Genomic DNA, 14,239 nt, shown 5'->3' with positions numbered 1-14,239 from the left:
GATACAAATAAGAAAGTGGAATGAGAAAATATTAATAAAACTGCAGAATATCAATTAAATAGTGGGATGTAAATCAAAACTTCGGGGTGAGATCACAGGTTTCTTTTGCAACAAAATAGTGCCTTAAGGGAGCATGCATAGAGGTGGAGATGGATATGAAGGAGAAAGAAAATAAATTAACGGATCTAAAAAGGAATACGAATGAAACTAAATTTAAAGTAGACAAAGAAAATGAGATAAAGTTGAAAATAAAGAATACGTCTGAGTTAAAGAATAAGTCTGAGTTAAAAAATAAGAACGAGAATGTATATAGAAAAAAAGGTTTTATCAGTATTGGTTTTAAGATGGTTGTCATTTATTTTATTCCAGTGATTTTCCTAATTATTTTAGGGATAACTTCTTATCTAGTAGCTTCAAAAGGTATTGTAAAGAATTATGAACAAGCCACACTAAATTCACTTGATATGATGAGTAAGTATTATTCTTATGGACTAAAAAAGCAAGAATCAAAAACATTAGAATACATCATGAATAATACAGTTCGTGATTATTATGGTAACAGTCAAAGTGATGCTGTAGAAGAATTAGAACTGGTAAAGAAATTATCATCAACCTTTGGAAATGTAATTAGTTTAGATGAAGATGTAAACAATATATATTTCTTTGGAAATGGTCACAAGTCAATTATTGGAGCGGAAATCTATAGCGCTGAAACTTATCAATCGATTAGTGGTGAGGGAGAAATTAGAGAATTTTTAGATTCTGGTAAAACAGTTGCATGGATTGGTTCCCATAAGTTGCTCGATGAAGCTGTGCAAAAGCCAAAGGATTACGGGATTTCTTGTATTCGATATATCCTAAGTCCATCTGGTAAGAAAGTTGGAATCATGATACTTGATATTTCTTATGATTTTATTGAGAATACTCTTACAGAGAGTAATCTACCAGAAGGTAGCATGGTTGCATTTATTACGAGTGATGGAAAAGAAATTATTGCTTCAAAAGGTGAGAATTACATATCATTATTAGAAAATAATTTATTTCTACCTGAGAAAGATTTAGAGCAACACGGGTACTCCTATGTAGATTATAAGGGGAAAAATTACTTAGTTTTGCATTCTCAGTTGGAAACGAGTGGTGCTTATGCGTGTGCTTTAGTTCCAAGAGAGGCAGTAATAAAGCAAGTTGATTCGGTTAAGTATGTAACAGTCATCATAGTTATTTGCGCGAGTACGATTGCGTGTCTCTGTGGTATTTTATTTGCAAGAAGTATTTCAGGTGTCATTAAGAAAATGAATCACGTATTAGCAGCAACAGCAGAAGGTAAGTTAACAAATCAGATTGATTTAAATAGAAAAGATGAGTTTTTGCATCTGGGCATGGCAATTAACAAGATGAATGAAAACATGAGAGGCCTTATCCGTAAAACTGTAAAAATAGGTGAAGTAGTTACTTTATCTTCGAAGGAAGTAACGAAAACATCGCAAGTGTTATTTGATACTTCAAAAGGCATTCATACATCGATATCAGATATTGAAGTTGGAACGGGAGATCAGGCCAGAGAGATTGAACAGTGTTATTTACATATGAATGATTTGGCAGACCAGATTGTGAACGTGCATCACAGTATGAATGAGATGGTAAAGGTGTCCGATGATACGAAACTAATTTTGGCTGATAACACTGAAACGGTAAAAGAGCTTGGAGAAAATGCAAGAAATACTGCAGATATAACTAAACTGGTTATTGAGCAGGTACAAAGACTTGGAATGGAATCAAAAACAATATCGAATATTGTTAATTCCATCGATGATATAGCGAGTCAGACGAATCTATTATCACTCAATGCCTCGATTGAAGCAGCGAGGGCTGGAGATGCAGGAAGAGGATTTTCAGTGGTAGCAGATGAAATAAGAAAACTAGCAGAACAATCTAGGGCATCTGCTGCTGAGATAAGTAAGATAGTTCATTATATTCAAAACCTCTCGGATTCTACTATGGAAAGTGCTTATCAAGCAGAAAAAATGCTTGAAATACAAGAACATGCAATGGAAGATACGATAGGCACATTTATGTTAATCGGAAATCAAGTTGAAAAACTCGTTGCTAGCATTTTATCCATTAGCGAACGGATTACAGTGATTACAAATAAGAAGAACATAACACTAGAAGCGTTGGAAACTATCTCTGCAACATCAGAAGAAACAGCAGCGGCTTCCGTCCAACTTGTTACGACCGCAGATAGTCAGTTAAATGCGGTAGAGTCTTTAAAGCGAGAAGCAGAAGAACTTGAGAAAGAGGCAATTTCTCTGACTCAAGCGATACGACTATTTAAAATTGAATAGCGAACATATTGTCCTCGGAATGCTTGATGAAATCAAGGGTTCCGAGGATACTTTAGTTTTGGGTGAGAATTTATTATATATATTAGCGTAATAGTTTTCTGAATGTTAATAATACTAATTATAATCATTTCTGTATTATTCATGACAAGGATAAGTTCGAGAAGAGCGCTTGTATATTTTCTATTGCTTATTTTCTATTGTATATTTTCTATTGTTTATTTTTATTTTTTATTGCTCTTTTCAAAAATATATTTTGATTGGTATGGGTAATTGATTGACAAGGTGTTAAATGTTATAATTTACAACAATAGGATTATGTAGCGAAACATCTAGAAGACTACTAAAAGTACTATAGATATGGAATCCGATTTGATTAGATATCTATGAATATGCATTTTGTAATAATGGGTGGTGCAGGTTATGATATGTGAAATATTATCGAATGAGTTAGAAAAATATTTAGAATTCTTTTGGAGGCTTACACGATTACCAAACACAAATAGTTATCCCTTATATAATACAATTACCGAGATGAAAACAAAATTTGAGAGAGTAATAGAAAATGAAACAGATAAGCTATATGCGGTGTATCGAAAGGGAAGTTTATGCGGTGTTGTTTGTTTAGAAGTGATACCTTAGATATTCAGAGTATTTCTTTTTTAAATGACAACATAGGTTTATGTCTGGAGGTTTTGGAATGAAAATTACAGTGATAGGTTGTGGACGTTGGGGTTCTTTAATTACATGGTATTTAGATAAGATTGGACAAGATGTTACATTATATGGTCGCAAAGATTCTGAACATATGCAAAGGTTTATGCGTGAGAGAAAAAATGATTTACTGGAATTACCTCTATCTATACAACTAACGAATGAGCTAGATTCTGTGAAGCAGTCGGATATTATTGTTATTTCAATAAATTCTCAAGGACTTCAAAAGCTAATGGAGGAGTTAAATTCACTTCATCTTCAAAATAAAATTATCGTCTTATGTATGAAAGGAATTGAAATTTCATCCGGAAGAAGATTAACTCAAATAGTGAATGATAATATGGATTTCTCTAATGAAGTAGCAGTATGGCTTGGACCTGGTCATGTGCAGGAATTCTACCGTGGAGTTCCAAATTGTATGGTAATTGACAGTAAGAACGAACAGGTGAAAAAGATGTTGGTCGAATCATTTTCGAGTGATTTAATTCGCTTTTACTACGGTCAAGATCTAATTGGTAATGAAATTGGTGCAGCAGCTAAGAATGTTATCGGAATAGCGGCAGGAATGCTGGATGGATTAGGCTTATCTTCATTAAAAGGTGCTTTAATGTCTAGAGGAACGAGGGAAATTGCAAGATTAATTAAGGCAATGGGCGGAAATGAATTATCGGCTTATGGATTGTGTCATTTAGGAGATTATGAAGCTACTATTTTCTCTATGCATAGTCATAATCGTCGTTATGGTGAAGCATTTGTTAAGAAAGAAGAGTTTGACAAATTAGCAGAAGGGTATTATACCGTGAAAGCGATTGTAAGTCTTGGGAAAAACTACGGAGTAGAATTACCGATTTGTATGGCTGTTTACGAGATTTTATACCTTGGGAAGGATGCTTGGGAAACTCTGAATGGTCTATTTACAAGAACTATCAAGAGCGAATTTCAATAGGGAGGGACTTTTAGAAAAGATTAGGACGATCGATAGGTGGCAGTAATAAAAAATGAAGGGGGAATATTATGTTAAACAATAGTGATATCTTGCAGATTGCAATGGAGCAATCTGCATATGATTTAAATTGTAATAGTACCGATTTTTTATCAATCAAGAATAAGGTCGTAGCTTCAAAACTAAATCAGAATGCAAGGAAATATTTAACGCTTCCATTCTACTGCAACCTTGTTTCTTATGGTTCCAATATAATTGCGTCAGTCAATAAAGAGATAGAGGATATCGTGAAGGAGTACATTGACAATTATCCGGTAGAACGTTGTTTTGAAACACCAAATCTGCATATCTTAAATGACGAACTACAGAAAAGTGATATGCGCATCTGTTTCATGGCAGAGTATTTTCTGCCTGATGTCAATAGTTTAAGGGAGCTTCCATGTGAATATGAGTTAAGAGTATTAAAAAAACAAGATTTTGAGTCTCTTTACACTGGGGAGTGGACGAATGCCTTATGTGAACAAAGAAAGGAACTGGATGTCTTAGCTGTAGCAGCTTATGATGGCGATAAAATTATTGGATTAGCTGGGTGTTCCGCAGACTGTGATACGATGTGGCAGATTGGAATTGATGTACTTCCAGAGTATCGAAGAAAAGGTATCGCATCGGCATTAACAAGTCGGTTAGCACTTGAAATATTGCAACTAGGTAAGGTACCGTTTTATTGTGCTGCATGGTCTAACATAAAGTCTGTACGTAATGCAATAAGTAGTGGATTTCGCCCAGCTTGGATTGAAATGACCGCAAAAAGTATGGCATTTGTTAATAAAATGAACCAAACAAAAAAGGAATAAAGAAGGCGGGGATACCTAATACGGTATCTCTTTTTTCTTACAAAAAGTTCGCAATGCATTGTTACCAATTTTATGAGAAAAAAAGGAAACCATGAAAGCATGGATTTTTCTAACAAAAACAAGTATAATAAAGCCTAGTTATTTATTAAAAATTGGATATTTTGTTGAAATTATCTTATAGATAGATTTATTTACAATTACCTCAGTAGAATTATCAAATTGAGGCAGATGAAAGGGAGTACGAGAAATGCTATTGTCCAAGCAGGAAAAACAACGTATGTTAGAAATGGAACAGGGATATGAAAATAGCCTGTTAACGATAGAAGAATTAAGCAAAAGTTATAAAGAAAACAGAGCACTTTTAGAAAAACGAGAGCAGGAAATGAAGCAGCTTTTACAAAAAGTTTCTTATTTTCAAAGTGAGATTGCAAAGTATAATGAGATTACCACTGAAGTAGAAGCTTATGTGAAAGAAAGAGAAGATCAGATTTCAAGATTAAACAGTGATATTGGAGATTATGAGTCGAAACTAAAAATACTTCGTCTTGATAAAGACAGTCTCTCTAGTACAATAAAAGAAAAGCAGAAAGCTTATTATGAATTAGAAGACAAATTAAAAGCAATTGAAGAGGAACGATCAGCTGAGAAAGAAAAGTTAGAAGCGAATGAAAATCAGATAAAAGAGCTAGCAAAGCTACTAGAAGAATCCGAAACTATTTTTACGGAAAAAGAGGGTGAAATATCTAAACTTAGTGAGAATGTGAAGATTTTAGAGTTAGAACTTGAGGAAAAGACTTCTATTGTTAAAAATAAGGTTGATCTAATTCATGGATTAGAAAATGAAGAAAAAAAGCAAAAGGAAGAGCTAATACAAAACAAAGCCCTTATTGAGAAATTAAAACTTGAGTGCGAGAGAGCAAAGAAAAGTCAAGAAGAACTAGCTGTGCAATTTAAAGATACCGAAGCGAAATATGAGCAGGGGAAAAATGAAATCAGAACGCTAAAGGAGCAGCTAAAAAATAAAGAGTTAGAACATAACAAATTATTAGAGAACATAAAAAATCTTCAAAATAAATTAAATCAAAGCGTAGATAATCATGAGAACATAAAGAAGGAACTACTACAAAGTAAGAGTCATATCCAAGAATTAGAGAAAGAAAAAGAAATTCTTACCGAAGGACATAATGATTTAATTAATAGGCTAGAGGAAGAAACGGGAAAGAATCAAGGATTAAATAATTCTTTGGAAGAGTTAAAGACGCAAAGTCACCATATGAAACAAGAACTGGAGAAAGCCTCTTCAGAAAATCTATTAAAAGTACATGAGATTGGGGAATGTTCTAATCTTATAGAAGAATTAAATGAAAAGCAAAAAACTTTGTTAGAAGAATTCAATATTCTATCACAAAAACAGGATAGCTTATCAATGGAAAAAGAAAAGTTATTTACTGATAAGGAGAAAATTGAAAGTTTATTAAATAATTCTAATAATGAGAAAGAGCAATTAACGAAACGATTAGAAAGTTTAAGAATAGAAGCTGAAAATCTAACCTCTAAAGTTAATGATCTTGAAGAACTCTTGGAGTTATCAGGGGAAGACGCTGTTCAAGTATCTGAAAAATTAAAGCAGGCAATTGAAGAAAGCAATAAACTACTAGAGGAAAAGGATACAGTTATAAAGCAAGCTTACAGTGAGATAGAAACTCTAAAAGAGAAATTCAATGAAGAAAAATTAGAGATAGAGGATAAGTTTGAGCATGAAATCTTATCACTGAAAGAGCAGGAGAATCAAGAAAAAGAAAAAATAAAGGTAAAAGCGGAACAAGAATTAGAAGAATATATTTCTTTTGCTGAGAAAGCAAAAGATGAAATAAGATCAAAAGCAGAGCTAGAGCTAGAAGAATATAAGAACCTTGTAAAGCAAGAAAAAGAAGAGTTAAGGGTAAAAGCGGAGCAAGAGTTAGAAGAATATATGACTCTTGCAGAGAAAGAAAAAGAAGATATAAAAACGCAAGCAGAGCAAGAGATCGAGGAATATAAAAATCTTGCAATGCAAGATAAAGAAGATATAAAGGTAAAAGCGGAACAAGAGTTAGAAGAATACATGACTCTTGCAGAGAAAGAAAAAGATGATATAAAAACGCAAGCAGAGCGAGAGATCGAAGAATATAAAAATCTTGCAATGCAAGATAAAGAAGATATAAAGGTAAAAGCGGAACAAGAGTTAGAAGAATACATGACTCTTGCAGAGAAAGAAAAAGATGAAATAAGAAAGCAAGCAGAGTTAGAATTAGAAGAGTATAAGGAACTTGTAAAGCAAGAAAAAGTAGAGTTAAAAGTAAAAGCGGAACAAGAGTTAGAAGAATATATTGCTCTTGCAGAGAAAGAGAAAGAAGATATAAGAAAGCAAGCAGAGCAAGAAATCGAGGAATATAAGAAGCTTGCAAATAAAGAAAAAGAAGAAATTAAAGTGAAAGCGGAACAAGAGTTAGAAGAATATATTGCTCTTGCAGAGAAAGAGAAGGAAGCTATAATAGCGCAATCAGAGCAAGAATTCGAGGAACATGCGAAGCTTGTGTCTCTTAAACAAGAAGAATTACAGGAAAATGCTAGAAAGGGGCAAAAACTCTTAGAAGAGCAGATAGTAGCAGAAGTTCAAGAAAAAGAACATTTGAAAAAACAGATTGAGAATTCTAGAGAAAAAGAAACCAACTTTGAATCAAGAATTCGTGAATTAGAAGAACTCTTAGAGCTATCTGAGGGAGAAGTTTCAGAAATTTCTGAGAAATTAAAACAATCTGAAGAGGAAAAAGAGGCTATCAAAGTAAACTCAGAGTCAGAACTAGAAGCATATAAGAAACAGACAGAAAAAGAGAAAGAAGATATAAAATCAGAAGCAGATCGAGTGATCGAGGAATATAAAAAGCTAGCAGAAGATGGGCAAGAGGAATATAAGAAGCTACTAGAACAAGAAAAAGAATATAATAAGTTCCAAGTAGAACAAGAGTTGGAAAAATATAAGAAGCTAGCAGAACAAGAAAAAGAAGATAATAAGTTCCAAGCAGCACAAGAGTTGGAAAAATATAAGAAGCTAGCAGAACAAGAAAAAGAAAATATTAAATTCCAAACAGCGCAAGAGCTAGAATTATATAAAAAGCTTGTAGAAAAAGAGAAGGAAGAAATTAAAGCAAACGCAGAACAAGAGTTAGAGGAACAAAAGAAAGAAGCAGAACAGGAGAAAAATGAAATAATAGAGCAAGCTGTTCAGGAACTTGAAGAAATCAAGAAACTTGTAGCAATTGAGGCAGAAGAGATAATAGAAACTGCTAAAAAAGAGAAGAAACTTTTAGAAGAACAAGTAGCGAGTGGATTCCTAGAAAAAGAGCAATTACGAGAACTTTTTGAGAGTCAAAATAACGAAGAGAAATGCCTAAAATCTAAGCTTAGTGAGTTAGAGGATCATATAGAGTTAACGAATGAAGAGCTTATTAATCTTAATGAGAAACTAAATCAATCTGAGTTTGAAAATAAAGATTTAAGAGAAGAAAATCAGTTGTTGCAAGAACAAGCGAATAATAAGTTAAATTTACTTGAAGAGAAGTATGAGAAAGAGATTGATAGCTTAAAAGCATCCGAACAAAAAGTTCTTGATTATGAATTACTAATAAATGAAAAGGATAAGCTTCTAGGTCAAAGAAAAGAGCAGATTTATCAATTAGAGCAAAAATTATGTAAGATTAATCAAGAAGACGTAACAAAAGCGAATGATATTACGGAAAAGCAGGAGCAATTGGATCGACTAATTTCTGACCAAGAAGTACTTTCAAATGAGGTGAAGAGAGCACAAGAAATCATTAGCCAGCTAGAAGAAAAATTAAACGAGGGTGAATCTGAGAAGAATACTTTGTTAAGTACATTAGACCAGAAAGATTTAATAATGAACTCAGCTAAGCTTGCATTAGAAAAGCAACGGGATATCTCTATTGAACAAACGATAAATCTAGCGAAACATAAAGACAGAATAGAAGAGCAGACCAAAGTGATACAGCAATTGGTTGATAATAATGAGGAACTTCAACAAAAATATATAATATTAACTACCGAAATCACAGAGTTAAAAAAGATGGATGCGGCAAAAAGAGAAATTGACGTAGGAAAAGAACATGATGCAGTAAAAGAACATGCTGCAGAAAGAGAACATGATACAATCAATGATGAAAAGCTTCATAAAGAGAAACAATTATTAGAAATGAAGCTAGAAGAAAAAGATAAGAAAATTGATGAATTAGAAACTCAGATTATTGAGTTAATGGTTGAGCTAGAGAGTAGATAGGTAAAATTGTAACCAACATTAAATTAGGTACAAAGACGAAAAGAGATAGCGACTATGTTATGTAAAAGCATAGTCTTTATCTCTTTTTTGCTCTTAGCAAAAAAATCGTTTATAAAAAACGTATAAAATAATACAAAACAAGTATAATATCATAGGTTGAAAATTGTAAATAAATGGTATATTATTTTTATATAGGACAAACAGTCCTATCAAATAATTATAAGGAGGAATAGCAAATGAAAAGAAAACTGAAACAAAGATGTGCTGTTTTAGTGGCAGTTGCAACGATGATAGCTTCGTTGCAATGGGGGAGAGTGCCAGTACAAGCAGTAACAGCAGACGGTCTTACCTCTCAACAGTATGTTGAGGCAATGGGCGAAGGCTGGAACTTAGGAAATTCCTTTGATGGTTTTGATTCTGATACTTCAAAACCAGATCAAGGCGAGACCGCTTGGGGAAATCCTAAGGTTACAAAAGAGCTAATCCATGCAGTCAAACAAAAAGGCTATAGTAGTATCCGCATACCAATGACCCTATATCGTAGATATACGGAGAGCAATGGTGTATGCACTATCGATAGCGCATGGATAGCACGTTACAAAGAAGTAGTAGATTATGCAGTTGCAGAAGGTTTATACGTTATGATAAACATTCACCATGATTCCTGGATATGGTTATCTTCATGGGATGGAAATAAGAGTTCTGTGCAATATGTAAGATTTACTCAGATGTGGGATCAACTTGCGAAGGCATTTAAAGATTATCCGTTACAAGTATGTTTTGAAACGATAAATGAGCCGAACTTTCAAAACTCTGGAAACGTTACTGCACAGAATAAATTAGATATGCTTAACCAAGCGGCTTACAATATAATTCGTGCCTCTGGTGGATCAAATGCAAAGAGAATGATTGTTTTACCATCACTAAATACGAACCATGATAATAGTGTACCATTAGCTGATTTCATAACTAAATTGAATGATTCTAATATCATTGCAACCGTTCATTATTATAGTGAATGGGTATTTAGTGCTAACCTTGGTAAGACAAGCTTTGATGAAGATTTATGGGGAAATGGTGATTACACTCCTCGTGATGCGGTAAATAAGGCGTTTGATACCATTTCCAATGCATTTACAGCAAAAAAAATCGGTGTTGTTATCGGAGAATTTGGTCTTTTAGGTTATGACTCTGATTTTGAAAATAATCAACCAGGCGAAGAATTAAAATATTATGAGTATATGAATTATGTAGCTAGACAAAAGAAAATGTGCCTTATGTTTTGGGATAACGGATCTGGAATTAATCGTAACGACTCTAAGTATAGTTGGAAAAAACCTATAGTTGGAAAGATGTTAGAAGTATCTATGACAGGACGTTCCTCTTATGCAACAGGCCTTGATACCATTTACCTAAACGGCAGCTCATTTAATGATATTAATATCCCGCTTACTCTAAACGGTAACACCTTTGTTGGAGTTACAGGATTAACCAGTGGTACCGATTTTACGTATAACCAATCCAATGCAACACTAACATTAAAATCATCCTACGTGAAGAAGGTTTATGATGCAATGGGAAGTAATTATGGTACGGTAGCTGATTTGGTACTTAAGTTTTCAAGTGGAGCTGATTGGCATGAGTATTTAGTGAAATACAAAGCACCAGTATTTCAAAATGCGAATGGAACTGTTTCCAATGGAATTAATATTCCAGTTCAATTTAACGGAAGTAAACTCCGTCGTTCTACAGCTTATATAGGTTCTAATCGAGTTGGCCCGAATCAAAGCTGGTGGATGTATTTAGAGTATGGTGCAACTTTTGTGGCGAACTATACGAACAATATTTTAACCATTAAGCCTGATTTCTTTAAGGATGGTTCTGTTTATGATGGAAATATATCATTTGAGATGGAGTTTTATGATGGACAAAAGTTAAAATATAATCTTAATAAATCAAATGGTAACATAACAGGAACTGCAGCAGCAGTAACCCCTACACCAACACCAACGGCGACACCAACACCAACAGCGACGCCAACACCAACCGTAACACCAAAACCAACAATAACCCCAACAGTAACGCCGACACCAACAGTAACGCCAAAACCAACAATAACACCGACAGTAACACCAACTCCTACTCCAATCCCAGGAACAGGTCCAGTTACATTAAAATACGAAGTAACGAATACTTGGGATAAGCATACACAGGCGAATATTACATTAACCAATACCTCTAATACAGCACTAAAGAATTTTGTTGTATCATTTACTTATAAAGGGTATATAGACCAAATGTGGAGTGCAGATTTGGTTAGTCAAAATTCGGGTACCATTACAGTGAAGGGACCAGCATGGGCTACGAATCTAGATCCAGGGCAAAGTATAACATTTGGTTTTATTGCTTCACATGATACACCGTCTGTTGATCCACCATCAAATGTTACTTTAGTTAGTTCAAATTAAAATTGTATTCAAATAATTTTTAAGGATTTACATTATTATTTTTACATAAAACAGATTAATTCAATCTCTGGTATCGTTAAAAATGAATAGGATATTCAGTATGAGTTAATGACTATGATAGAAATATCAAAAAAGACTAGGTTATCATTTATGCTTTCTATAGTGTAGGATAACCTAGTTTTTTTTCTAATAATTATTTGCTTTATGGGAGGCTGTAGATTTTTATGACAAAAGCTCACCATATATTTTCAAGAATTGTATAAAAAATCAAACTTTCCATATACTATAGTCTTTAGAAGTTATTCTCAGCATTGAAACCTAATCATAGGAGAAACTATAATTAGGAGGAATGTTATGAAAACTTTGATTAATAAATATTTGACATTATTTTTTATTGGCGGAACATTATATCTGTTAATCGAAATTATTTCAAGAGGTGGTTTTACTCACTGGACTATGGGTATTGTAGGTGGAATTTGTTTCGTATTAATTGGAATGATAGACAAATTCCTTCCAAGATCTCCTCTTTGGTTACAAGCATTAATTGGAGGAGTTATCGTAACTATTGTTGAATTAATCTCAGGTATACTAATAAATATAGTATTTCAATTAGATGTGTGGGATTATTCAAATCAAGCTTTTCAAATATTAGGGCAGGTTTGCTTACCTTTTTCTATGATTTGGTGTATTTTATCTAGTTTCGCCATCATATTGGATGATTACTTAAGATATTGGTTATTTGGAGAAGAAAGACCACATTATCGTATTTTTAGAAAATTATCTTAATCTTTATGTAATGAGGAGTGTCAAATCACTCCTCATTAAAAATATATCCCTTTTTATGAAAGACGCTATACTATACTTTAAATCTTATTTACATAGAGTAATAGTAATAAGTGGATATAAAATATATTTTATGGTATTTTAAAGGTAAGATTATCTACATTTTTGATATCGGATAATATCGAAGATATGTAGAATAGGAAAAGATTAATATGAAAAAATCAATATGACAAAATCAATTTTAAAAAATCAATATGAAAAAATCAATATGAAAAATTAATATGAAAAGATTAATATGAAAAGATTAATATGAAAAGATTAATATAATGAAAGGATTAAATGCTATGGATTCCGTATTTAAAGTTCGATATTCTCAGTTATCACCAACTGCAATAAAGGATGAATTACCGAAGCGCTATGATGTTCTAGAGCCTATACAATGTGAATTTTTTGATAGCGGAATGAATGATATCTACCGTGTAAAAACTACAAACGAATGTTTCTATTTACGATTTTCACAAACAGGGATGCATGAGGAGAAAGATTATGAGGAAGAGATTGATATTCTTCTCGATTTATTACATATAGAATTACCTGTTGTACGTCCAGTTAGAGCAAAGGATGGTACTTTTCTTTGGAAAATCAATGCTCCGGAAGGAACTCGTTATGGTGTGCTTTTTAGGGAGGTCAAGAATGAACCTTCTGAAGATAAGAAAACTAGTTTTCGAAATCTGGGCAGAAACATTGCTAAAATGCATCAAAGAGCAGACGAGAAACATTATACTTGTAGTAGGCAACCAATAGATTTGGTAGCATTAACTCGTAAACCTCTAGAGCAGATTCGGCCATATCTAAAGCATCGTGAGAAGGATTATGAGTTTCTAGTAGAATCAAGTGAAAGGCTTGGAAAGATGATTGAAGATAAACTACAGATGAAAGAACCATATTACGGATTCTGCCATGGTGATTTGCATAGTGGTAATATCTTTTTTGATGAAATGACACCTATAATATTTGATTTTGATTGTATGGGGTATGGATACCGGTCTTATGATCTCTGTGTCTATGCTTGGAATGAATCGTATCAAAATAGTGACTATTTGGAAGGTAAGGAATGGCGAGCATTGCTTGAGGGGTATGAAGAGATTCGTATACTTGATATGAAAGAAGTTCAATCATTAGAGGCATTTATTGCATTAAGGCAGTTATGGCTAATGGGGCTTCATGCCGATGTAATGGAGAGAAATGCAGGCTGCTGCTGGTATAATGACAATTATTTTAATGAGCAAATTAAGATTTACCAAAATTGGTATCAAAAATCGATAATGAGATAAAGAATATTCATGTAATATGTTTGGGTAGAATACATTGTTTCATAAAGAATGTAAAGGGGATACGACATGTTACATACTTTTATAAAAGATTATTATAATACAATATCATTTGATAGGGTAGAAGAATGGAAGGAAGAAGCACTTCGTGATTTTTTTGTAAGAAATGCGATTTTATTCGAATATAAAGATGGAATTTATCATAGAAAAACTATTGAAGAATATGTTTCAGAGTTTACCTCACTAATAAAATTTCATCCGGAGTGCTTTGAGAAGGGATTTCAAGAAAAACAAGTAAGCGTAAAAATTATAGAAAATGATATTGGTATGCTGGTAAGCAGTGAATACGAAAAATGCTATAGAATCAGTGGTAAGGAAATTAAAGAATATGGAATTAATAATATGTCGATTGTGAAAGAAGAAGGTATTTTAAAAATAGCTTGTTTGATATGCTGAGTTAGTCCCGATTGC

General features: G+C 33.1%; 9 protein-coding genes. All 9 read left to right on the top strand.

Features of this window, described 5'->3' with window-relative positions; translation table 11 throughout:
- Window positions 1-155 precede the first annotated feature (155 nt).
- The 9 genes from CPHY_RS16615 to CPHY_RS16575 all read left to right on the top strand — a co-directional run bounded on the left by CPHY_RS16615 (window position 156) and on the right by CPHY_RS16575 (window position 14,224).
- Complete coding sequence (locus tag CPHY_RS16615; protein WP_012201210.1) at window positions 156-2,345, top strand: methyl-accepting chemotaxis protein; 2,190 nt, start codon at window positions 156-158, stop codon at window positions 2,343-2,345.
- A gap of 420 nt (window positions 2,346-2,765) precedes the next feature.
- Window positions 2,766-2,984: a hypothetical protein gene (locus CPHY_RS16610; RefSeq protein ID WP_041703744.1), complete on the top strand. Its 219-nt coding sequence runs from the start codon at window positions 2,766-2,768 to the stop codon at window positions 2,982-2,984.
- A 58-nt stretch (window positions 2,985-3,042) separates the two neighbouring features.
- Window positions 3,043-4,002, top strand: a complete 960-nt coding sequence (locus CPHY_RS16605) for an NAD(P)H-dependent glycerol-3-phosphate dehydrogenase (protein WP_012201209.1) — start codon at window positions 3,043-3,045, stop codon at window positions 4,000-4,002.
- Between the two features lie 68 nt (window positions 4,003-4,070).
- Complete coding sequence (locus CPHY_RS16600) at window positions 4,071-4,853, top strand: GNAT family N-acetyltransferase (RefSeq protein WP_012201208.1); 783 nt, start codon at window positions 4,071-4,073, stop codon at window positions 4,851-4,853.
- A gap of 247 nt (window positions 4,854-5,100) precedes the next feature.
- Complete coding sequence (locus CPHY_RS16595) at window positions 5,101-9,186, top strand: hypothetical protein (RefSeq protein ID WP_012201207.1); 4,086 nt, start codon at window positions 5,101-5,103, stop codon at window positions 9,184-9,186.
- 236 nt (window positions 9,187-9,422) lie between these two features.
- Window positions 9,423-11,654, top strand: coding sequence for a cellulase family glycosylhydrolase (locus CPHY_RS16590; RefSeq protein WP_012201206.1), 2,232 nt, complete (start codon window positions 9,423-9,425; stop codon window positions 11,652-11,654).
- Window positions 11,655-12,008: 354 nt separating this feature from the next.
- On the top strand, window positions 12,009-12,440 hold the full coding sequence (locus tag CPHY_RS16585; RefSeq protein WP_012201205.1) for a putative ABC transporter permease: 432 nt from the start codon (window positions 12,009-12,011) through the stop codon (window positions 12,438-12,440).
- Window positions 12,441-12,763: 323 nt separating this feature from the next.
- Window positions 12,764-13,771: a phosphotransferase enzyme family protein gene (locus CPHY_RS16580; protein WP_157668748.1), complete on the top strand. Its 1,008-nt coding sequence runs from the start codon at window positions 12,764-12,766 to the stop codon at window positions 13,769-13,771.
- A 66-nt stretch (window positions 13,772-13,837) separates the two neighbouring features.
- Complete coding sequence (locus CPHY_RS16575; RefSeq protein WP_012201203.1) at window positions 13,838-14,224, top strand: hypothetical protein; 387 nt, start codon at window positions 13,838-13,840, stop codon at window positions 14,222-14,224.
- The last annotated feature ends 15 nt before the right edge of the window (window positions 14,225-14,239 follow it).

Origin of the sequence: Lachnoclostridium phytofermentans ISDg (assembly GCF_000018685.1) — a bacterium.
Classification (GTDB): Bacteria; Bacillota; Clostridia; order Lachnospirales; family Lachnospiraceae; genus Lachnoclostridium; species Lachnoclostridium phytofermentans.
This window is presented reverse-complemented; position numbering and strand designations above follow the sequence as displayed.

Coding starts and splice junctions, on each gene's coding strand:
- CPHY_RS16600 (WP_012201208.1), top strand. CDS start 4,071: ATGTTAAACAATAGTGATATCTTGCAGATTGCAATGGAGCAATCTGCA.
- CPHY_RS16615 (WP_012201210.1), top strand. CDS start 156: ATGAAGGAGAAAGAAAATAAATTAACGGATCTAAAAAGGAATACGAAT.
- CPHY_RS16575 (WP_012201203.1), top strand. CDS start 13,838: ATGTTACATACTTTTATAAAAGATTATTATAATACAATATCATTTGAT.
- CPHY_RS16580 (WP_157668748.1), top strand. CDS start 12,764: ATGAAAGGATTAAATGCTATGGATTCCGTATTTAAAGTTCGATATTCT.
- CPHY_RS16585 (WP_012201205.1), top strand. CDS start 12,009: ATGAAAACTTTGATTAATAAATATTTGACATTATTTTTTATTGGCGGA.
- CPHY_RS16590 (WP_012201206.1), top strand. CDS start 9,423: ATGAAAAGAAAACTGAAACAAAGATGTGCTGTTTTAGTGGCAGTTGCA.
- CPHY_RS16595 (WP_012201207.1), top strand. CDS start 5,101: ATGCTATTGTCCAAGCAGGAAAAACAACGTATGTTAGAAATGGAACAG.
- CPHY_RS16610 (WP_041703744.1), top strand. CDS start 2,766: ATGATATGTGAAATATTATCGAATGAGTTAGAAAAATATTTAGAATTC.
- CPHY_RS16605 (WP_012201209.1), top strand. CDS start 3,043: ATGAAAATTACAGTGATAGGTTGTGGACGTTGGGGTTCTTTAATTACA.